The sequence below is a fragment of the gamma proteobacterium symbiont of Scutellera amethystina genome (assembly GCF_059730845.1).
Genome location: NZ_AP035935.1, coordinates 3,063,851 through 3,083,770, shown reverse-complemented (window position 1 = coordinate 3,083,770; position 19,920 = coordinate 3,063,851). Strand labels below are relative to the sequence as shown.

At 58.9% G+C, this 19,920-nt stretch carries 20 protein-coding genes; 13 read left to right on the top strand and 7 right to left on the bottom strand.

What is annotated here, in order from left to right:
* The first annotated feature begins 36 nt into the window (after positions 1–36).
* A complete protein-coding gene (gene brnQ, locus AC6I79_RS14550) occupies positions 37–1,356 on the top strand; it encodes a branched-chain amino acid transport system II carrier protein (RefSeq protein ID WP_088516226.1) in 1,320 nt (439 codons plus the stop codon).
* A gap of 69 nt (positions 1,357–1,425) precedes the next feature.
* Entirely contained in the window at positions 1,426–2,781 is a 1,356-nt protein-coding gene (proY, locus tag AC6I79_RS14545) for a proline-specific permease ProY (protein ID WP_058775216.1), read from the top strand.
* A 42-nt stretch (positions 2,782–2,823) separates the two neighbouring features.
* Here the strand turns inward: proY and AC6I79_RS14540 are convergent, their stop codons facing one another.
* The 4 genes from AC6I79_RS14540 to AC6I79_RS14525 all read right to left on the bottom strand — a co-directional run bounded on the left by AC6I79_RS14540 (position 2,824) and on the right by AC6I79_RS14525 (position 7,838).
* Positions 2,824–4,776, bottom strand: coding sequence for an acyltransferase family protein (locus tag AC6I79_RS14540; protein ID WP_498027346.1), 1,953 nt, complete (start codon positions 4,774–4,776; stop codon positions 2,824–2,826).
* 276 nt (positions 4,777–5,052) lie between these two features.
* On the bottom strand, positions 5,053–6,288 hold the full coding sequence (locus AC6I79_RS14535; protein WP_498027345.1) for a histidine-type phosphatase: 1,236 nt from the start codon (positions 6,286–6,288) through the stop codon (positions 5,053–5,055).
* A complete protein-coding gene (locus tag AC6I79_RS14530) occupies positions 6,285–7,094 on the bottom strand; it encodes an inositol monophosphatase family protein (protein WP_021507151.1) in 810 nt (269 codons plus the stop codon). Before AC6I79_RS14530 ends, AC6I79_RS14535 begins: the two co-directional genes overlap by 4 nt.
* Positions 7,095–7,256: 162 nt before the next feature.
* Positions 7,257–7,838, bottom strand: coding sequence for an ACP phosphodiesterase (locus tag AC6I79_RS14525; protein ID WP_058781210.1), 582 nt, complete (start codon positions 7,836–7,838; stop codon positions 7,257–7,259).
* A 104-nt stretch (positions 7,839–7,942) separates the two neighbouring features.
* Here AC6I79_RS14525 and queA point away from each other — a divergent pair, with 104 nt between their 5' ends.
* The 5 genes from queA to secF are packed head-to-tail and all read left to right on the top strand — an operon-like array spanning position 7,943 to position 13,387.
* Positions 7,943–9,013: a tRNA preQ1(34) S-adenosylmethionine ribosyltransferase-isomerase QueA gene (queA, locus tag AC6I79_RS14520; RefSeq protein WP_278707830.1), complete on the top strand. Its 1,071-nt coding sequence runs from the start codon at positions 7,943–7,945 to the stop codon at positions 9,011–9,013.
* Between the two features lie 39 nt (positions 9,014–9,052).
* Positions 9,053–10,177 (top strand): tRNA guanosine(34) transglycosylase Tgt, encoded by a 1,125-nt coding sequence (tgt, locus tag AC6I79_RS14515; protein ID WP_021507154.1) that lies wholly within the window; start codon positions 9,053–9,055, stop codon positions 10,175–10,177.
* A gap of 25 nt (positions 10,178–10,202) precedes the next feature.
* A complete protein-coding gene (gene yajC, locus AC6I79_RS14510) occupies positions 10,203–10,535 on the top strand; it encodes a preprotein translocase subunit YajC (RefSeq protein ID WP_021507155.1) in 333 nt (110 codons plus the stop codon).
* 25 nt (positions 10,536–10,560) lie between these two features.
* Positions 10,561–12,408: a protein translocase subunit SecD gene (secD, locus tag AC6I79_RS14505; protein ID WP_071813591.1), complete on the top strand. Its 1,848-nt coding sequence runs from the start codon at positions 10,561–10,563 to the stop codon at positions 12,406–12,408.
* A gap of 10 nt (positions 12,409–12,418) precedes the next feature.
* On the top strand, positions 12,419–13,387 hold the full coding sequence (gene secF, locus AC6I79_RS14500; protein ID WP_058769379.1) for a protein translocase subunit SecF: 969 nt from the start codon (positions 12,419–12,421) through the stop codon (positions 13,385–13,387).
* 64 nt (positions 13,388–13,451) lie between these two features.
* Here secF and AC6I79_RS14495 read toward each other — a convergent pair whose 3' ends face one another.
* A complete protein-coding gene (locus AC6I79_RS14495; protein WP_394516810.1) occupies positions 13,452–14,024 on the bottom strand; it encodes a SadB/YajI family lipoprotein in 573 nt (190 codons plus the stop codon).
* A 15-nt stretch (positions 14,025–14,039) separates the two neighbouring features.
* Positions 14,040–14,477 (bottom strand): peptidoglycan-binding protein LysM, encoded by a 438-nt coding sequence (gene lysM / locus AC6I79_RS14490; protein WP_058769381.1) that lies wholly within the window; start codon positions 14,475–14,477, stop codon positions 14,040–14,042.
* A gap of 171 nt (positions 14,478–14,648) precedes the next feature.
* On the opposite strand from lysM, the gene nrdR reads away from it, so the two are divergent.
* The 6 genes from nrdR (at position 14,649) to pgpA (ending at position 18,710) form a co-directional block, all read left to right on the top strand.
* A complete protein-coding gene (gene nrdR, locus AC6I79_RS14485; RefSeq protein ID WP_031279647.1) occupies positions 14,649–15,098 on the top strand; it encodes a transcriptional regulator NrdR in 450 nt (149 codons plus the stop codon).
* A gap of 3 nt (positions 15,099–15,101) precedes the next feature.
* Positions 15,102–16,205: a bifunctional diaminohydroxyphosphoribosylaminopyrimidine deaminase/5-amino-6-(5-phosphoribosylamino)uracil reductase RibD gene (gene ribD / locus AC6I79_RS14480; RefSeq protein WP_058781212.1), complete on the top strand. Its 1,104-nt coding sequence runs from the start codon at positions 15,102–15,104 to the stop codon at positions 16,203–16,205.
* 93 nt (positions 16,206–16,298) lie between these two features.
* Positions 16,299–16,769, top strand: a complete 471-nt coding sequence (gene ribH, locus AC6I79_RS14475) for a 6,7-dimethyl-8-ribityllumazine synthase (RefSeq protein ID WP_058769383.1) — start codon at positions 16,299–16,301, stop codon at positions 16,767–16,769.
* A 19-nt stretch (positions 16,770–16,788) separates the two neighbouring features.
* Complete coding sequence (gene nusB / locus AC6I79_RS14470) at positions 16,789–17,208, top strand: transcription antitermination factor NusB (protein ID WP_031279648.1); 420 nt, start codon at positions 16,789–16,791, stop codon at positions 17,206–17,208.
* Between the two features lie 46 nt (positions 17,209–17,254).
* Positions 17,255–18,232 (top strand): thiamine-phosphate kinase, encoded by a 978-nt coding sequence (gene thiL, locus AC6I79_RS14465; RefSeq protein ID WP_021507164.1) that lies wholly within the window; start codon positions 17,255–17,257, stop codon positions 18,230–18,232.
* Entirely contained in the window at positions 18,219–18,710 is a 492-nt protein-coding gene (pgpA, locus tag AC6I79_RS14460; RefSeq protein ID WP_058781213.1) for a phosphatidylglycerophosphatase A, read from the top strand. Before thiL ends, pgpA begins: the two co-directional genes overlap by 14 nt.
* A 182-nt stretch (positions 18,711–18,892) precedes the next feature.
* On the opposite strand, the gene AC6I79_RS14455 is transcribed toward pgpA, so the two are convergent.
* Positions 18,893–19,867, bottom strand: a complete 975-nt coding sequence (locus AC6I79_RS14455) for an aldo/keto reductase (protein WP_021507166.1) — start codon at positions 19,865–19,867, stop codon at positions 18,893–18,895.
* Positions 19,868–19,920 lie beyond the last annotated feature (53 nt).

Below are 19,920 nucleotides of genomic sequence, written 5' to 3'. Positions count from 1 at the left end.
CCACCGCAACATCAGCTACAGGCAGTACAGAAGTTTATGACACATCGTTTAACCTCCAGGGACATCCTGGCGCTGGGCTTCATGACCTTTGCCCTGTTCGTTGGCGCAGGAAACATCATTTTCCCGCCTATGGTCGGTATTCAGTCTGGTGAACATGTCTGGATTGCCGCCTTCGGCTTCCTGATCACCGCGGTTGGTTTACCGGTGATGACCGTGATCGCGCTGGCGCGCGTCGGCGGCGGTATTGATGCGCTCAGCTCACCGATTGGTAAAGCGGCCGGTCTGCTGCTCGCCACCGTGTGCTATCTCGCCGTCGGCCCGCTGTTTGCCACGCCGCGCACCGCGACCGTTTCATTTGAAGTCGGGATTGCACCGCTGACCGGCGACGGCCCGCTGCCGCTGTTTATCTATAGCCTGGTGTACTTCGCGCTGGTGATCGGCATTTCGCTCTATCCGGGCAAGCTGCTGGACACCGTCGGCCACTTCCTCGCGCCGCTGAAAATTGTTGCGCTGACCATTCTGGGCGTCGCGGCGCTGCTTTGGCCGGCTGGCGGCATTTCGCCGGCCACCGCCGACTACCAGCGTGCGGCCTTCTCCAGCGGTTTCGTGAACGGCTATCTGACCATGGATACGCTCGGCGCGCTGGTGTTCGGTATCGTCATCGTTAATGCGGCGCGTTCACGTGGCGTGGAAGACAGCAAACTGCTGACGCGCTATACCATGCTGGCCGGCGTGATCGCCGGTGTCGGTCTGACGCTGGTGTACCTCAGCCTGTTCAAGCTGGGCTCCGGCAGCGGCGCGATTGTCGATCAGAACGCTAACGGCGCCTCGATTCTGCATGCTTACGTGCAGCAGACCTTCGGCGGCATGGGCAGCGTCTTCCTCGCGGCGCTGATTTTCGTCGCCTGTATGGTTACGGCGGTGGGCCTGACCTGCGCCTGCGCAGAATTCTTTGCGCAATATCTGCCGTTGTCGTATAAAGCGCTGGTGTTTATTCTCGGCCTGTTCGCCATGCTGGTGTCGAACCTCGGTCTCAGCCACCTGATTCAGATTTCGATTCCGGTACTGACGGCTATCTATCCGCCGTGCATCGTACTGGTGGTACTGAGCTTTACCCTGAGCTGGTGGAATCGCAGCACGCGCATCATTGCGCCAACCATGCTGATCAGCCTGCTGTTTGGTATCGTCGACGCCATCAAAACCACCAGCTTTAAAGATGCGCTGCCGCTGTTTAGCCAGCATCTGCCGCTGGCCGATCAGGGTCTCTCCTGGCTGCCGCCGTCGCTGGCGATGCTGGTGATTGCTGCGGTGGTTGACCGGGTGAAAGGGCGTGAGCAGGTTGCCGTTCACCAGTAAGCGACATCGCTGTTAATTCCGACCACGGGCTTGCCCGTGGTTTTTTCATTTCCACAGGTACTGTTTGTTATGCAAGAAACCAATAAGCTCAAACGCGGACTGAGCACGCGCCACATCCGTTTTATGGCGCTGGGATCGGCGATCGGCACCGGGCTGTTTTACGGCTCGGCAGATGCCATCAAAATGGCAGGCCCCAGCGTACTGCTGGCCTACATCATCGGCGGCGCCGTGGCGTATATCATCATGCGCGCGCTGGGCGAGATGTCGGTTAACAATCCGCAGGCCAGCTCGTTTTCACGCTACGCGCAGGATTACCTCGGACCGCTGGCGGGCTATATCACCGGCTGGACGTACTGCTTTGAAATCCTGATTGTGGCGATCGCCGACGTCACGGCTTTTGGTATCTACATGGGCGTGTGGTTCCCGGAGGTGCCGCACTGGATTTGGGTGCTGTCGGTGGTGCTGATCATCGGCGCCATCAACCTGATGAGCGTGAAGGTGTTTGGCGAAGTGGAGTTCTGGTTCTCCTTCTTCAAAGTCGCCACCATCATCATCATGATCGTGGCCGGTTTCGGCATGATTTTCTGGGGCATCGGCAACGGCGGTCAGCCGACCGGCATCCATAACCTGTGGACCAACGGCGGCTTCTTTGCTCACGGTATCGTCGGCATGCTGCTGTCGCTGCAGATGGTGATGTTCGCCTACGGCGGCATTGAGATCATTGGTATCACCGCCGGCGAAGCTAAAGATCCGGCGAAATCGATCCCGCGCGCCATCAACTCCGTACCGCTGCGCATTCTGGTGTTCTATGTCGGCACGCTGTTTGTGATCATGTCGATCTATCCCTGGAACCAGGTCGGTACCGCAGGCAGCCCGTTCGTGCTGACTTTCCAGCACCTCGGTATCGCCGCCGCCGCCTCCATTCTGAACTTTGTGGTGCTGACTGCCTCGCTGTCGGCGATTAACAGCGATGTGTTTGGCGTCGGCCGCATGCTGCACGGTATGGCGCAGCAGGGTCATGCGCCGAAGATGTTTATGAAGGTGTCGAATCGCGGCATTCCGTGGGTCACGGTGCTGGTGATGATGCTTGCCATGCTGGTGGCGGTGTACCTCAACTATCTGATGCCGGAAAAAGTGTTCCTGGTGATTGCCTCGCTGGCGACGTTTGCCACCGTGTGGGTGTGGATTATGATTCTGCTGTCGCAGATCGCGTTCCGCCACAAAATCGGCAAAGAACAGGCCGGTAAGCTGCAGTTTGCTCTGCCGGGCGGCAGTGCTACGGCGTGGGTGGGGGTGCTGTTCCTTGCCTTTATCATCGCGCTGATTGGCTACTTCCCGGATACGCGTATCTCGCTGTACGTCGGGTTTGCGTGGATTGTTCTGCTGCTGCTGGCGTGGCCGCTGGCGAAGAAACGTAAAGCGTAAGTAACTTTACAGCGGGCGAAGCGAGACTTCGCCCGCTGTGCATTACCAGTTTTTCCCCAGCGCCATCTCTCCGCCGTACGGATTCAGGTGATTATTGTCGTACCAGAGCGGCATGCCCTGATGAGTGACCAGACAACCCTGCGCATTACACAACGTCTCCTGCAGTGACAACACGCGCACGCCGCGCTGCTGATAATCCTTTAACAGATTTGCCACCGATGCGTTTGGCATCTGCATCTGCTGCGTGCGTTCCGCCGCCAGCGCCGCGCCATCCTGCGCGCTGAGCCAGCTATTCAGGCTGCGGCGCAGCGGCATATTGCGGTTATGGCTGTAGCGCAGCGGATCGAGCGTGATGGTCGGCACATCGTCTATGAGGGTGATCTTTTTCCCCGCCGCCAGCAGCTGCGCCACCACGGTATCCAGCCCGCTTTTCAGCGCCTGCAGATTGTCCTGCGCCGGATCGCGGAGACTGCGGAATCCGCTGTCCGGCTGCGCACTGAGGCCCGCCGCCCAGAACGCGCTGATCACCACTTCGTCTATTTTATCGCTCAGGATGATCGGCAGAACCCGCTGATTAAAATCGAGGCACTGCTGTGCATGCTGCGGTTTTTGCGGCATCGCGCGCGTGGCGTCAAGCAGGAAAGGGCAGGAGGCTTTGGTCAGCTGAAACAGCGGTTTCTGCTGCCGCCGGGCGTAATCGGCGACGTTGGCCGCCAGCGCGGCGGCATGGCTGTCGCCGATCAGCGCTATCGCCGGTGTGTCACTCTGCGGCTGGCACTGCGCATCGCGGGCGGGCCGCGTGGCGCCGTAATCCAGCAGGCAGGGATCGCGCTGGGCGGCGACTTTCCATTCGTCGCCAAGCATCACCGCTTCACTGACGCGCGATTTCAGGCCACCGCTCTGCCACAGCAGCACCATGGCACCGGCTGCCAGCAGCGACGAGGCGCAGTAGCCGGGGATCAGCCAGCGCATACCGCTGCGCGCCCGACGGAATGGCTGTTCGACGAAGCGCCAGGAGAGCCAGGCGATGACCAGCGCAACGGCACAGATGCTCAACGCCTGCCAGATGCTGAGCGGTCGATCGCTGCAGATGCGTGCCAGACTGAGCAGCGGCCAGTGCCACAGATACCACGAGTAGGAAATTTTACCGATGAAGCGCATCGGCGCGTTCTCCAGCAGCCGCTGATTGAGCGGGCTGCGTGCACCGATCATCAGACAGGCCGCCAGCACCGGCAGCAGCGCCAGCCAGCCAGGGAAGCGATCGCTATGGCTGAGTAACAGCGTGGCACCGATGATCAACAGCCAGCCAGCAAGATGACAGAGGCTGGCCAGCCGGCCGGTGACGGGGCGGGGTTGCCACAGCGCCAGCAGCACGCCGGCACCCAGTTCCCAGGCGCGGGTTGGCAGCAGATAAAACGCCTGAGTGCTGGAGAGGGGCGTTAACCACAGGCAGCCGGCCAGCGACAGCAGGCTGAGCAGTAGCACCACGCCGGTCATTGTGCGCCGCAGCCGCACGGCCAGCAGCAGAACAAACGGCAGCACGATATAGAACTGCTCCTCAATGCCCAGCGACCAGGTCATCAGGAGCGGATTGAGATCGGCATCCGCACTGAAATAGTCGCCGCTCTTCAGTAACAGCATATTGGGCACCGAGAGAAACACCGCCATGCTGTATTTTGCCAGCTGGCTTAATTCCAGCGGTGATAACAGCAGATAACCGAGCAGCAGCAATACCATCAGCATAAAAAACAGGGCGGGCGCAATACGCCGGATGCGGCGTAAATAAAACTGATAAAACGAGAAGGTGCCGGCGGTAATTTCTTTACTGATAATGCCGCCAATTAAAAAGCCGGAAATAACGAAAAATATATCGACGCCAATAAAGCCACCCGGCACGGCGCTGACGCCGCAGTGGAACAGCACAACCAATATAATGGCGACAGCGCGCAGACCATCGATATCCGGACGATAGCGCAGCGAAACAGGTACAGACATAACAGGATCCCAGTTATTCAATGTTAATTTGCGATTTCATTACTGCGGGTAAAAATAGCTCGGCGCATCCTGTCGCCGAAAAATGTAAAAAGAGAAAGGTATTACTAAGGGATGATTGACCCGTGCAGCATATCGCAGTTTTACAGCGCTAACGCTTTTAAGGGAAAAAAAAGAAAAGTCTCAGATAACCGTGCCCACCAGCTTGCAGTTTATTGCTGTAATTTCGCTGCAGGAATAAGCCGGTGTAATCAGTCTGGCTTAACCCGGCGGCTGGCGTCAGGGATAGTCCACGGGGATTACCGCGCGCTGATCAATGGCGTTGCGCCAGTGCTCAAGCGTCGATTGATAAGGACACAGCGTGCCCACTGCCGTCTGGCGACAGTTTTGCTGATGCCACTCCTGGCGCAGCAGCGGGTGCTGCCGATCGATCGGCGTTAGCTGGCGCAGCGCATCCAGACTTTGCGCCTGAAAATAGACGCGCAGCAGCAGCGTCTGCGTCTGGTTATCGCGCCAGCGCTCAAACACCAGGCTGCTGCCGGGCGGAATATTACCGCGCGCATAGCCGGGCAGTTGCCAGCTGAAGCCGATCAGCGTGCGCAGCATGGCGATATTAGTATCGTGTGCCACCAGCAGCAGCCAGCGGGTGGAGGGCGTCGCCGCATCGTCCTGCAGGTTGCGCACCACCGCGTCCAGCAGAATCGACGCACGCTTTTGCGCGATATACGGCACATCATTACTCAGATCGTAATTGGCGGTCAGCAGCGGCAGCAGGGCGCTGATCTGCTGCGCCCGGGTGATGTTGCCCCACGCCAGCTGGCTGAACGGCAGATTTTCGCTCCAGCCGAGCCGTAAGGTTTCGGCCATGCTGGCCAGCACGCTGAGACCCTGCACGTAGGTATGGCCGCTTTTACTCTGCTTCAGCTGCCAGGGTCGATCGAAGAACGGGCAATCTGCCGCGCATACCGCCTGCCTGAGCTGCTGCACGGCGGGCTGTAAACGCAGTTGCAGTGCGGCGAGATCGCCGGCGCGCGCCGCGACCGCTGCCCGCTCCGTGGCAGCATCCGTTTGGCCAAACGGCAGTTTTTCGCTCTGAAACAGCGGATCGACCGCCCCCGCGACGTGATGAACTGCCACATCGCAGCCAGGAAAGGCGCCCTGCAGCAGCGCCTGCGCCGTAGCGCGGGTGCGCTGCAGCGGACTGGCGCGCACGTAGATTTGCCCGGCATCGGGACAGCCGGCGCGCAGCAGGCCGAGCTGGCGATAGTGTTCACCCTGCCAGCGACCTTTATTCACGACCGCTGCATAACCGTGTGCGGTGAGTTCGCCGTCGGCGCTGCGCCAGCGCGGCCAGGCGCGCTGGGTGGCGGCTTCGATTTCCGTACGGTTACCTGCGGTGGGAGGACGCACGCCGTGACGGCTGATCTCTACCACTTTTTCCAGCTGGTAGCGCGGCTGCGCCTGCGCGGTGAGCGCCAGCAAAGCCAGCAGCGCGCTCAGCAGCAGATGTTTCATAGCGTTGGTTGTGCCGGCAGCAGCGCTTTGAGCTGCGGATAGAGCACCGCGTTGGCCAGCAGCACCGGATTACCCTGTTGCAGGCCATGGTGGCTGAGATAATCGTTGGTGACGCCGCCCGCTTCGCGCATCAGCACAATGCCAGGCAGGCCATCCCACGGATTCATATGCGCTTCGTAATAGCCAATCAGCCGGCCGGCGGCCGCCCAGGCGCTCATCAGCGCACCGGAACCGTTGCGGATAAACATGCCGCCCTGCGCCAGCAGCTGGCTGATAAAGGTGGTCAGCGGTTCAATCGGCTGGCTGTTCGAGCTGCTGAGACCCAGCAGCCCCTGATCGAGCCGCTGCGCGCTGTGTGCCTGAATGCGCTTGTCATTCACCCAGGCACCTTTGCCGCGGCAGGCGTGGAAGGTTTCCTGATGATTAGGATCGCTGACTACGCCAATCACCGGCTGATCGTCACAGACAATCGCCAGCGAGACGCACCAGTTGTGCAGGCCGTTAAGAAAGCTGCTGGTGCCGTCAATCGGATCGATGACCCAGATAAAGCGCGCGCCGCTGACGTCACCGCCGCTCTCTTCACCCAGCACCGCATCGTCAGGAAAACGCTCATGAATCAGGTGTTTTACCAGCAGCTCAACGTTGCGATCCGCCTCGCTGACCACATCCTGCAAATCCTTCTTGTGCTCCACCACCAGCTGATGGCGCTGCTGATACCACGCCAGCGCGCGGCTGGCGGCGGTTTTCGCCACCTCACAGGCATAGTGATAACGGGCATCTAATTCGGTTAGCGTAGCTGATGACATTTTTCCCTCTTATCATTCACTGGCAATCGACGTGGCGAACCACGCCGGATAAAGCGCCATGGCTGTGTGACTGGCTTAACAAAAGTTAAGCAAGGCTTCATTAAGCCGCAGATGGCTGCGGCTGGCAAGGGGAGGCAATGCGGGGCAGCGGCAAATTGTGCTTCACAGCTGCCGGGCGCGCGCGGCGGCCATCAGGCGTGGATAGAACTGGAAAAACAGCGGTTCGAGCTGGGTGTAGTGGTCGACAAAATCCTGATAGGAGTCGCGCAGCGCCGCCAGCCGTGGACGGCGATGCGCCATGCCGCTTAGCACGCGCGCCAGCCGCGCCGGGTCAGCATAGTGTTCAAACCAGCGTTCGCGCCACATTACCGCGTTGAGCTCGATAAAATCGCCCGGCGTGCCGGGCAGCTGCGGCACAATGTCGCGCTCGGCGGCGGCGCTAAAAGCAGACAGCGACTGCGCCGGATGCAGCTGATCCCAGTGGCGCGCCAGGAAGTGGTCCCAGATCACGTCGAGGGTAATCGGCGCAACGCGGCGCGTTTCGGCGCGGAACAGTTGACGCGCGCTGCGCACTTCCGGCAGGTTATCGGTCAGCACATCAATGCGCCGGTGCAGGGCAATACCGGCCACCACCGGCTGCGGCCACTGCGCCTCAACGTTGCCGCGCACGAAGTCGGCCAGCAGATTACCCAGCAGTGAGCTGTCGGCCAGGGTTGCAAGGTGAAGGTGAGCAAGAAAGTTCATGGCGCATTATAGGCAGAATCACACCGGCGCAGCCAGTTGTTCAGAATTGCCCACTTTTCCGCTAAACTATGCCGCCTGTTTTTTGAGTCCTGAAGAAGTGATGCATGCGTGTAGCCGATTTTGCCTTTGAATTACCGGAATCTTTGATCGCCCACTATCCGCAGGCGCAGCGCAGCGGATGTCGTCTGCTGTCGCTGGATGGCCCGAGCGGGGCGCTGAACCATGGCGTGTTTACTGATGTGCTGGATAAGCTCAATCCGGGCGATCTGCTGGTGTTCAACAATACCCGGGTGATTCCGGCGCGCGTCTATGGCCGTAAAGCCAGCGGCGGCAAAATTGAGATGCTGGTTGAGCGCATGCTGGATGACAAACGTGTGCTGGCGCACGTGCGCGCCTCCAAAGCGCCAAAGCCGGGTGCCGAATTACTGCTGGGCGACGACGAAAGCGTCAAAGCCACCATGGTGGCGCGCCACGATGCGCTGTTCGAAATCGAGTTTGCGGACGATCGCGCGGTGCTGGATATCCTGAACAGCGTCGGCCATATGCCGCTGCCGCCGTACATCGATCGTCCGGATGAGGAAGCTGACCGCGAGCTGTACCAGACGGTGTACAGCGCGCGCCCCGGCGCGGTGGCAGCGCCGACCGCCGGTCTGCACTTCGATGAGCCGCTGCTGGCGGCGCTGAAGGCGAAAGGCGTGGAGATGGCGTTTGTGACGCTGCACGTCGGCGCTGGCACCTTCCAGCCGGTGCGCGTAGAGAACATCAACGATCACATCATGCACTCTGAATATGCCGAAGTGCCGCAAGATGTAGTGGACGCGGTGCTGGCGTGCAAAGCGCGCGGTAACAAAGTGGTGGCGGTGGGCACCACCTCGGTGCGATCGCTGGAGAGCGCAGCGCAGGCCTGCCAGGAGGGGCTGATCGCGCCGTTTTTCGATGACACACAGATCTTTATCTATCCGGGCTATCACTACCAGGTGATTGATGCGCTGATCACCAACTTCCACCTGCCGGAATCGACGCTGATTATGCTGGTCTCGGCGTTTGCCGGTTATCAACACACCATGGCGGCTTATCAGAGCGCGGTGGCGGAGCAGTACCGTTTCTTTAGCTACGGGGATGCGATGTACATCACCCGTAATCCACAGGCTCCCGACGAAATCGTTGGTGGCTGAGTAATCAGACTGTTTCTCTGATTATCGAAAGAGGTCAATGTGAAATTTGAATTAGATACCACCGACGGGCGCGCGCGCCGTGGCCGTCTGGTCTTTGATCGCGGCGTCGTGGAAACCCCGGCGTTTATGCCGGTCGGCACCTACGGCACGGTCAAAGGCATGACGCCGGAAGAAGTGAAAGAGACCGGCGCGCAGATCCTGCTGGGTAACACCTTCCACCTGTGGCTGCGTCCGGGGCAGGAGATCATGAAACTGCACGGCGACCTGCACGATTTCATGCACTGGCAGGGACCAATCCTGACCGACTCCGGCGGCTTCCAGGTGTTCAGCCTCGGCGATATTCGTAAGATCACCGAAGCCGGCGTGCATTTCCGCAACCCCATCAACGGCGATCCGATTTTCCTCGACCCGGAAAAATCGATGGAGATTCAGTACGATCTCGGCTCCGACATTGTGATGATCTTCGACGAATGTACGCCGTATCCGGCGGACTGGGATTACGCTAAACGCTCGATGGAGATGTCACTGCGCTGGGCGCAGCGCAGCCGCGACCGCTTTGACGCGCTCGGTAACAAAAATGCGCTGTTTGGCATTATTCAGGGCGGGGTTTACGAAGATTTACGTGATGTCTCGGTTAAAGGTCTGGTAGAGATTGGCTTTGATGGGTACGCTGTGGGCGGCCTGGCGGTGGGTGAACCGAAAGAGGACATGCACCGCATCCTGGAACACGTCTGTCCGCAAATTCCGCAAGACAAACCGCGTTATTTGATGGGCGTCGGCAAACCGGAAGATCTGGTGGAAGGCGTTCGCCGCGGTATCGATATGTTTGACTGTGTTATGCCAACGCGTAACGCGCGCAATGGCCATCTGTTCGTCACCGATGGCGTGGTGAAAATCCGCAATGCGAAATACAAAGATGACACCGCGCCGCTGGATGCGGAGTGTGATTGTTACACCTGTCGCAATTACACGCGTGCCTACTTGCATCATCTTGATCGCTGTAACGAAATACTGGGCGCACGTCTGAACACCATCCACAATCTGCGCTATTACCAGCGTCTGATGGCGGGTTTACGCCAGGCCATCGAAGAGGGTAAATTAGAGCACTTTGTTAGCGAGTTCTACCAACGGACGGGCAAAGCGGTTCCACCGTTAAACGTCTGATAATTCTATCAATGAGGGAAATTTAATGAGCTTTTTCATTTCTGACGCCGTGGCCGCAGCTGGCGCTCCGTCTCAGGGAAGTCCGTATTCTCTGGTGATCATGCTGGTGGTTTTTGGTCTGATTTTCTACTTCATGATCCTGCGTCCACAGCAGAAGCGCGCCAAAGATCACAAAAAGCTGATGGATTCCATCTCCAAAGGTGATGAAGTGCTGACCAACGGTGGCCTGGTGGGACGCGTAACGAAAGTGGCTGAAACCGGCTACATCGCTATCGCCCTGAACGACACCACTGAAGTAGTGATTAAACGTGATTTCGTGGCCGCCGTTCTGCCGAAAGGTACAATGAAGGCGCTGTAATTTATTCTTCCCGAAGGGAACTGCCGTGTTAAACCGTTATCCTTTGTGGAAGTACATCATGCTGGTCGTCGTGATTCTCGTCGGCCTGCTGTATGCGCTTCCTAACCTTTATGGTGAGGATCCGGCCGTTCAGATCACTGGTGCGCGCGGTGGCGCCGCCAGTGAGCAAACGTTGGATCAGATCCAGACCGTATTAAAACAAGACAATATCCAGAGCAAATCCCTCGCGCTGGAAAATGGTGCCATTCTGGCCCGTTTCGCTAACACGGATATTCAGCTGCGCGCGCGTGAAGCCATCACCAATGCGCTGGGCGAAGATTTCGTCGTGGCGCTCAACCTGGCCCCTGCCACACCGCGCTGGCTGACCATGCTGGCCGCTGAACCGATGAAACTCGGCCTCGATCTGCGCGGCGGCGTGCACTTCCTGATGGAAGTCGACATGGATACTGCCCTCGGCAAGCTGCAGGAGCAGAATGCTGATGGCCTGCGCAGCGATCTGCGCGAAAAAAATATCCCTTACACCAACGTTAGCAAAATCGCTAACTACGGCACCGAAATACGCTTCCGCGACGGCGCCAGCCGTGATGCGGCCATCAGCTATCTGACGCCGCGCCATCGCGACCTGGTGATCACCAGCGCTGGCAGCGACACGCTGCGTGCGGTGATGACCGATGCGCGTCTGAGTGAAGCGCGCGAATATGCGGTGCAGCAGAACATTAACATCCTGCGTAACCGTGTGAACCAGCTGGGTGTAGCTGAGCCGCTGGTACAGCGTCAGGGTGCTGACCGCATCGTGGTTGAGCTGCCGGGTATCCAGGATACCGCGCGTGCCAAAGAGATTCTGGGTGCTACCGCAACGCTGGAGTTCCGCCTGGTCAACACCTCGGTGGATCCGAGCGCTGCCGCCAGCGGCCGCGTGCCGGGTGACTCGGAAGTGAAAAAGACGCGTGAAGGTCAGCCGGTGGTGCTGTACAAGCGCGTGATTCTCACCGGTGACCACATTACCGACTCGACGTCCAGTATGGATGAGTACAACCAGCCGCAGGTGAATATCTCGCTTGATGGCGCCGGCGGTAACATCATGTCCAACTTCACCAAGGACAACATCGGCAAGCCGATGGCGACCCTGTTTGTGGAGTACAAGGACAGCGGTAAGAAAGATGCGAACGGTCGTGCGATTCTGGTGAAGCAGGAAGAAGTGATTAACGTGGCGAACATTCAGTCGCGCCTCGGCAATAGCTTCCGAATTACCGGTATCAGCAACCCGAACGAAGCGCGTCAGCTGTCGCTGCTGCTGCGTGCCGGTGCGCTGATTGCGCCAATCCAGATTGTGGAAGAGCGGACCATCGGTCCAACCATGGGCCAGCAGAACATCACGCAGGGTCTCGAAGCCTGTCTGTGGGGTCTGATCGCCTCCATCATCTTTATGGTGGTGTTCTACAAGAAGTTTGGTCTGATTGCGACCAGCGCACTGCTGTGCAACCTGGTGCTGATTGTCGGCATCATGTCACTGTTACCGGGCGCAACGCTCACGATGCCGGGCATTGCCGGTATCGTGCTGACGCTGGCGGTGGCGGTGGATGCTAACGTGTTGATTAACGAACGTATTAAAGAAGAACTGCGTAACGGACGCTCGGTACAGCAGGCGATTCATGAAGGCTATAAAGGCGCCTTCTCCAGTATCGTCGACGCCAACGTCACCACGCTGATTAAAGTTATCATTCTTTATGCGGTCGGTACCGGCTCGATCAAAGGGTTTGCGATTACCACGGCTATCGGTATTGCGACTTCCATGTTCACCGCTATCGTCGGCACCCGTGCCATCGTTAACCTGGTGTACGGCGGCAAACGCATCAATAAGCTGTCTATCTGAGGAGTGCGTTGTGGCACAGGAATATAGTATTGAACAGCTGAACCATGGGCGTAAAGTCGTCGACTTTATGCGCTGGGACACGCTGGCCTTTATCATCTCCGGCCTGCTGATTGTGGCGTCCATCGCCATTATCGGTGTGCGCGGCTTTAACTGGGGGCTCGATTTCACCGGCGGGACGGTGATTGAGATCAACCTCGAGAAGCCGGCGGATCTGGATGCGCTGCGTGACGGGCTGGTGAAGGCAGGCTTTGAGGAGCCGCTGGTACAGAACTTTGGCAGCAGCCGTGATGTGATGGTGCGTATGCCACCGACCACCGGCAATGCAGGCCAGGAGTTGGGCAACAAAGTGGTTGCCTCGATCAACCAGACGACGCAGCAGAACGCGACTGTGAAGCGGATTGAGTTCGTGGGCCCGAGCGTGGGCAGCGATCTGGCGCAGGCCGGGGCGATGGCGCTGCTGTCGGCGCTGATTGCGATTCTGATCTACATCGGCTTTCGCTTTGAGTGGCGTCTGGCGCTGGGCACCGTGCTGGCGCTGGCGCACGACGTGATCATCACCTGCGGCATTCTGTCGCTGTTCCACATCGAGATCGATCTGACGATTGTGGCGTCGCTGATGTCGGTGATTGGTTACTCGCTCAACGATAAGATCGTGGTTTCCGACCGTATTCGTGAGAACTTCCGCAAAATCCGTCGCGGTTCTTCTTACGACATCACTAACGTGTCGCTGACCCAGACGCTGAGCCGTACGTTGATCACCTCGATCACCACACTGGCGATGATCCTGATCCTGTTCATCTTTGGTGGCGCGCTGCTGAAAGGCTTCTCGCTGACCATGCTGATCGGTGTCACCATCGGTACCATTTCGTCGATCTACGTGTCGTCCGCGCTGGCGCTGAAGCTGGGCATGAAGCGTGAACACATGCTGGTGCAGAAAGTGGAGAAAGAGGGCGCCGATCAGCCTTCGATTCTGCCGTAATTGTGCCGGAGAAATGAAACGGGCTGCCTGAGTGCAGCCCGTTTTTTTATGCCTGACGCCAGAGTTACTGGCCTGTGACAACCGTGCTGACGTCCGTCACCGCCTGCACATCATGCACGCGCACGTAGCCGGGCTGACCCGGTGCCAGCCCGCTGAGTCGCAGCGGTACGCTGACCGAATTGCGCGGCATCAGACTGGCGGGCACGGTAATGGTCTGGCTCAGGCTGTCGGCGTTCAGCGGCTTGCCGCTGGCGGGATCGATTTCGCCCCATACCACGCGGGCGCTGAGCGCCGGCACCGGCTTATCATCGGTTGAACGGATATTCAGGTTAGCGCGGCTGCCGCTGGCTTCCCCCTCAACGTGCGACAGCGACAGGCGCAGTTTACCCAGCTGCGTCTGCAGCTCTACCGGCGTATTCGCCTGCGGGAGTAACCATGCGCCCTGCGTCGACTGGCTGTTGAGCTGCCCCTGAATCTCCAGCGCGCTGGCCTGACTGGTCAGTTTGCGCATCTGCTGGTTGAGCTGGCTCACTTCCTGATGCAGCGCTTTGACCTGAGGTGAAGCGGGGGTGGAGCTGCAACCACTGAGCACCAGCGCAGCAAGCGCTGCCGGCACCCAAATCATCCTGAATGTCATGCAATGTCCTTCCGGTTATTTAGGGATACGTAAAACCTGGCCGGGATAGATCTTATCAGGATGCGTCAGCATTGGCTTGTTCGCTTCAAAGATCTTGTTGTATTCGTTCGGCGTGCCGTACACCTGCTTCGAGATAGCGCTCAGGGTATCGCCTTTTTTCACCGTGTAGAATTCGGCCTGCGCGGCGCTGTCACTGGTGGTGACGTTATCTTCCACTTTGGTGATGCCGGCCACGTTACCCGCCGCCACCAGAATCTTCTCTTTCAACTCCTGCGAGATACCGTCACCGCTGACCTTCACGGTATCGCCCTGGACATCGACTTTCACTTTATCGCTGTCGGGCAGGCCGAGTTGATTAATGTGCTCCTGCAGCTTTTTGCTCTGGTCATCGCCGCCTGACACCGCATCCCACAGTTTTTCACCCGCTTCTTTGACGAAATTGAATAAACCCATACATCCTCCTGTCATTAAGCCGGATTGGCTCTCTAAGCTTAGTAACTTTTCACGGTTTGCTGTAACCGTCAGGCGTCGCTGTGAGCCAGGTGGCGATTCTGCGCCCTGTATTTTGTTGCAACCGGGAACGCGCTACACTATCTGCCCCCAATTCTCGCGACAGGAAACGTCATGCATTGCCCATTCTGCTCCGCTGTGGACACCAAAGTGATTGATTCACGTCTGGTTAGTGAGGGCTCCTCAGTGCGCCGCCGCCGCCAGTGCCTGGTATGCCATGAGCGTTTTACCACCTTTGAAGTGGCCGAGCTGGTAATGCCGCGCGTGGTGAAAAGCAACGACGTGCGCGAACCCTTTAACGAAGATAAGCTGGCCAGCGGCATGATGAAGGCGCTGGAGAAGCGTCCGGTGAGCGCGGATGCCGTCGACAATGCGGTTAATCACATCAAAACCCAGCTGCGCGCCACCGGCGAACGTGAAATTCCCAGCAAGCTGATTGGTAACCTGGTGATGGAAGAGCTGAAGAAGCTGGATAAAGTCGCTTATATTCGCTTCGCATCGGTGTACCGCAGTTTTGAAGATATTCGTGATTTTGGCGAAGAGATCGCCCGCTTACAGGATTAATCCATGACCGATGCGCACTACATGGCGCGCGCGCTGGAACTGGCGCGGCGCGGACAATATACCACCACCCCAAATCCTAACGTCGGCTGCGTTATCGTGCGCGACGGCACGATCGTGGGCGAAGGCTGGCATCAGCGCGCCGGTGAACCGCACGCGGAAGTGCACGCGCTGCGCATGGCCGGTGACCACGCACGCGGTGCGACCGCGTATGTCACGCTGGAACCCTGCAGCCATCACGGTCGGACGCCGCCGTGCTGCGATGCGCTGATTGCCGCCGGCGTCAGCCGGGTGGTCGCGGCGATGCAGGATCCTAATCCGCAGGTGGCCGGGCGCGGCTTGTATCGTTTACAGCAGGCCGGCATCGACGTGAGTCACGGCCTGATGATGAATGAAGCGGAAGCGCTTAATCGCGGTTTTCTCAAACGCATGCGTACCGGTTTTCCGTGGATTCAGCTCAAACTGGGTGCCTCGCTGGATGGCCGTACCGCCATGGCCAGCGGCGAAAGCCAGTGGATCACTTCCGCAGCGGCAAGGCGCGATGTGCAACGTTTACGTGCCCGCAGTTCAGCTATCCTTACCACCAGCGCCACCGTGCTGGCGGACAATCCGTCGCTGACGGTGCGCTGGGATGAACTGAGCGAGACCGTGCGCCAGCAGCTGGATGAGAGCCAGCTGCGTCAGCCGGTGCGGGTGGTGATCGACAGCCAGCAGCGCGTGACGCCGCAGCACCGTTTGATCGCCCAGCCCGGCGAAACCTGGCTGATGCGCACGGAGGCTGATGCACAAAGCTGGCCGCCGGGCGTGAGTCAGATTGAGGTGCCGCCGCGCGGTGAGCAGCTCGATCTGGTGGCGATGATGATGCTGCTCGGTCAGCGTCAGATCAACAGCGTGTGGGTCGAGGCCGGTGCCGGTCTGGCTGGTGCGCTGCTGCAGGCCGGACTGGTGGATGAACTGATCGTTTATCTGGCCCCGAAACTGCTGGGTAATGCCGCGCGCGGCCTGTGTGCGCTGCCGGGACTGGAAACGCTGGCCGATGCGCCAGCGCTGAATTTTAGCGATGTGCGTCAGGTCGGCGACGATTTACGGCTGACCCTGACACCACGCTGAGCATGCACGGAAAAGCCTGAGCGCGTTGCCGAAGAGTATGATAGAATCCGCCCCCTTCTGCGGGGCCATAAAACAAACACCCAAAGGATATGTATGAAAGTTATCGAAGCTGCTGTTGCCACGCCTGATGCCAAGATTGCCATCGTAATCGCGCGTTTTAACAATTTCATCAATGACAGCCTGCTGGACGGTGCAGTTGACGCGCTGAAGCGTATTGGCCAGGTCAAAGCGGAAAACATCACCGTGGTCTGGGTACCGGGCGCTTACGAGCTGCCGCTGGCGGCACGCGCCCTGGCGAAAACCGGCAAGCACGACGCGATCGTTGCACTGGGCACGGTGATCCGTGGCGGTACCGCACACTTCGAATACGTGGCGGGTGAAGCCAGCTCCGGCATCGCTCACGTAGCGATGAACAGCGAAATTCCGGTGACCTTCGGCGTCCTGACCACCGAAAACATCGAGCAGGCGATTGAACGCGCCGGCACCAAAGCGGGTAACAAAGGCGCCGAAGCGGCCCTGACCGCACTTGAAATGATTAACGTATTGAAAGCCATCAAAGCCTGATTTTTGTAAGGGGAATTTTGTGAAACCTGCTGCTCGTCGTCGCGCCCGTGAGTGCGCTGTCCAGGCGCTTTACTCCTGGCAGTTGTCTAACAACGACATTGCCGATGTGGAATACCAGTTTCTGGCGGAACAAGACGTCAAAGACGTCGATATTAGCTATTTCCGCGAACTGCTGGCCGGTGTGGCGACCAACAGCGCGTTCCTGGACGGCCTGATGAAGCCTTACCTGTCGCGCCAGCTGGAAGAGCTGGGCCAGGTAGAAAAAGCCATCCTGCGCATTTCGCTCTATGAACTGAGCAAGCGTGACGATGTGCCGTACAAAGTGGCGATCAACGAAGGTATCGAACTGGCCAAAGTGTTTGGTGCTGAAGACAGCCATAAATTTGTTAACGGCGTGCTGGACAAAGCCGCTCCGCAAATTCGACCGAACAAAAAATAAGTGCAAAAGGCCGGCTCACCGGCCTTTTTTCATTGAGACCTGACTTATGTCCTGTGGTGAATTCGAACTGATCGCACGTTATTTTAACCGCGTCACCAGCTCCCGCCGCGATGTGGAGAAGGGAATTGGTGACGACTGCGCGTTGCTTAACGTGCCGGAAAAACAGACGCTGGCCATCAGCACCGATACGCTGGTGGCGGGCGTGCATTTCTTACGTGATATCCATCCGGCCGATCTCGGCTACAAAGCGCTGGCGGTTAACCTGAGCGACCTGGCGGCGATGGGCGCCGATCCGGCATGGTTAACGCTGGCGTTAACCCTGCCCGAAGTGGATGAGCCGTGGCTGGCGGCGTTCAGCGACAGCCTGTTTGAGCTGCTGGATTACTACGATATGCAGCTGATAGGCGGCGATACCACGCGCGGGCCGCTCAGCCTGACGCTGGGCATTCATGGCCTGGTGCCGGCCGGCCGTGCGCTGAAGCGCGCCGGGGCCAAACCGGGTGACTGGATTTTTGTCACCGGCACGCTGGGCGACAGCGCTGCCGGCCTGTCGCTGCTGCAGCACCATCATCGCCTGAACGATCCGGCGGTGCATGAAGTGCTGATCAAGCGTCATCTGCGCCCGATGCCGCGCGTGCTGCAGGGCCAGGCGCTGCGTAATCTGGCGACATCAGCCATCGATCTGTCCGATGGTCTGATCTCCGATCTCGGCCACATTCTCACCGCCAGCCGCGTCGGTGCCCGCATCAATCTGGATGCGCTGCCGCTGTCGGCCGCGTTGCGCGATCACTTTGAGCCGGAGCAGGTGCTGCGCTGGGCGCTGAGCGGGGGGGAAGATTATGAGCTGTGCTTTACCGTGCCGGAAGTCAATCGTGGTGCGCTGGATGTGGCGCTGGGCCATCTTGGCGTGGCGTATACCTGCATCGGCCAGATCGCGCCGGAAGCAGAAGGGCTGACGCTGCTGGAGAACGGCAAGCCGCGCAGTTTCCATCACAAGGGATTTGATCACTTTGACGCTAAATAAAGATGTGGCTAAAAGCCGTCTGCGCATGGCCAATCCGTGGCACCTGCTGGCGACCGGTTTTGGCAGCGGCCTGAGCCCGATTATGCCCGGCACCGCCGGTTCAATTGCCGCCATTCCCTTCTGGTGGCTGATGACGCTGCTGCCGCTGCAGCTGTATTCGCTGCTGGTGCTGATTGGCATTAGCGTGGGTGTCTACCTGTGTCACCGCACCGCGCGTGATATGGGTGTGCACGACCATGGCAGCATCGTGTGGGATGAGTTCATCGGCATGTGGATTACGCTGATGGCGATACCGGCGATGAGCTGGCAATGGGTGCTGACCGGCTTTGTGATTTTCCGTATTTTCGACATGTGGAAGCCGTGGCCGATTCGCTGGTTCGACCGTAACGTGCACGGCGGCATGGGCATTATGGTCGATGACATTATCGCCGGGGTCATTTCAGCGGCGATTTTGTATGGGCTGGGGCTGGTGCTTTAATGCGCCAGGTGCGCATGAATGCGCACCCTACAGAAAGCGTTGCCATGAATGCGTTGCCGCAGGCAGGTCGCCAGGAATGCGTAGCCCGCAGGCAGGTCGTATGAATACGTAGACCACAGGCAGGTCGCCATGCATGCGCTGCCTGTGACATCAGGTCGCACTGAAGGCGACCTGACTGGACGTTACTCGAATCCCACCACCGGATGCGGTTGGTAGACGCTCTCCAGCTCGGCGATATCGGTTGAACTCAGCTCCACGTCCACGGCTTTCACCAGTTCGGCAAACTGCTGCTCGCGCGAGGCACCAATAATCGGCGCGGTAACCACCGGCTTATGCAGCAGCCACGCCAGCGCCACCTGCGCGCGCGTCACGCCTTTGTCCGCAGCCACTGTTGCCAGCCGTTGCGCAATCGCCGCGTCATTTTCTTCGGTGCCGGTATAGAGTTTTTCCATCACGTTATCCGACACCGAACGCGCAGTGGTTTCTCCCCACGGACGCGTCAGCTTACCGCGCGCCAGCGGGCTCCATGGCAGCACCGCGATGCCTTCGCGCTGGCACAGCGGATGCATCTCCTTCTCTTCTTCGCGCTGAATCAGGTTGTACTGATCCTGCATACTGACAAAACGCGCCCAGCCATGCTGCTGCTGTAACTGCAGCGCCTGCGCAAACTGTGTGGCATGCATCGAGGAAGCCCCGATGTAACGCGCTTTGCCTGACCGCACTACCTGATCGAGCGCTTCCAGCGTCTCTTCAATCGGCGTGGCGTAATCCCAGCGATGAATCTGCAGCAGATCGACATACTCCATGCCAAGCCGCGTCAGGCTGTCATCAATCGACTGCAGAATATTGGTGCGCGACAGCCCCTGCGACAGGTTGCTCAGCGGAAAGTAGACTTTAGTCGCCACCACCACCCGATCGCGCTGCGCGTAATCTTTGAGCGCGCGGCCGAGGATCTCCTCACTGCTGCCGTCGGAGTAGCTGTTAGCGGTGTCGAAGAAGTTGATGCCCGCGTCCAGCGCCTGCTTAATCAGCGGTCGGCTGCTCTCTTCCGGCAGCGTCCAGGCGTGGTTACCGCGCAGCGGATCGCCATAGGTCATACAGCCTAAACAGAGACGTGAAACCTGCAGATCGGTCTGGCCTAAACGAACGGTTTTCATGAAGGGCTCCTGCTCTTATGCGTGGGGTTTTACCCTCAAGCATAGCAGCAGGA

Excerpts from the sequence above, each read along its gene's own strand:
- AC6I79_RS14540 (WP_498027346.1), bottom strand. The coding sequence starts at position 4,776 with ATGTCTGTACCTGTTTCGCTGCGCTATCGTCCGGATATCGATGGTCTG.
- yajC (WP_021507155.1), top strand. The coding sequence starts at position 10,203 with ATGAGCTTTTTCATTTCTGACGCCGTGGCCGCAGCTGGCGCTCCGTCT.
- proY (WP_058775216.1), top strand. The coding sequence starts at position 1,426 with ATGCAAGAAACCAATAAGCTCAAACGCGGACTGAGCACGCGCCACATC.
- brnQ (WP_088516226.1), top strand. The coding sequence starts at position 37 with ATGACACATCGTTTAACCTCCAGGGACATCCTGGCGCTGGGCTTCATG.
- AC6I79_RS14535 (WP_498027345.1), bottom strand. The coding sequence starts at position 6,288 with ATGAAACATCTGCTGCTGAGCGCGCTGCTGGCTTTGCTGGCGCTCACC.
- AC6I79_RS14525 (WP_058781210.1), bottom strand. The coding sequence starts at position 7,838 with ATGAACTTTCTTGCTCACCTTCACCTTGCAACCCTGGCCGACAGCTCA.
- nrdR (WP_031279647.1), top strand. The coding sequence starts at position 14,649 with ATGCATTGCCCATTCTGCTCCGCTGTGGACACCAAAGTGATTGATTCA.
- AC6I79_RS14495 (WP_394516810.1), bottom strand. The coding sequence starts at position 14,024 with ATGACATTCAGGATGATTTGGGTGCCGGCAGCGCTTGCTGCGCTGGTG.
- AC6I79_RS14455 (WP_021507166.1), bottom strand. The coding sequence starts at position 19,867 with ATGAAAACCGTTCGTTTAGGCCAGACCGATCTGCAGGTTTCACGTCTC.
- thiL (WP_021507164.1), top strand. The coding sequence starts at position 17,255 with ATGTCCTGTGGTGAATTCGAACTGATCGCACGTTATTTTAACCGCGTC.
- ribD (WP_058781212.1), top strand. The coding sequence starts at position 15,102 with ATGACCGATGCGCACTACATGGCGCGCGCGCTGGAACTGGCGCGGCGC.
- AC6I79_RS14530 (WP_021507151.1), bottom strand. The coding sequence starts at position 7,094 with ATGTCATCAGCTACGCTAACCGAATTAGATGCCCGTTATCACTATGCC.
- queA (WP_278707830.1), top strand. The coding sequence starts at position 7,943 with ATGCGTGTAGCCGATTTTGCCTTTGAATTACCGGAATCTTTGATCGCC.
- ribH (WP_058769383.1), top strand. The coding sequence starts at position 16,299 with ATGAAAGTTATCGAAGCTGCTGTTGCCACGCCTGATGCCAAGATTGCC.
- lysM (WP_058769381.1), bottom strand. The coding sequence starts at position 14,477 with ATGGGTTTATTCAATTTCGTCAAAGAAGCGGGTGAAAAACTGTGGGAT.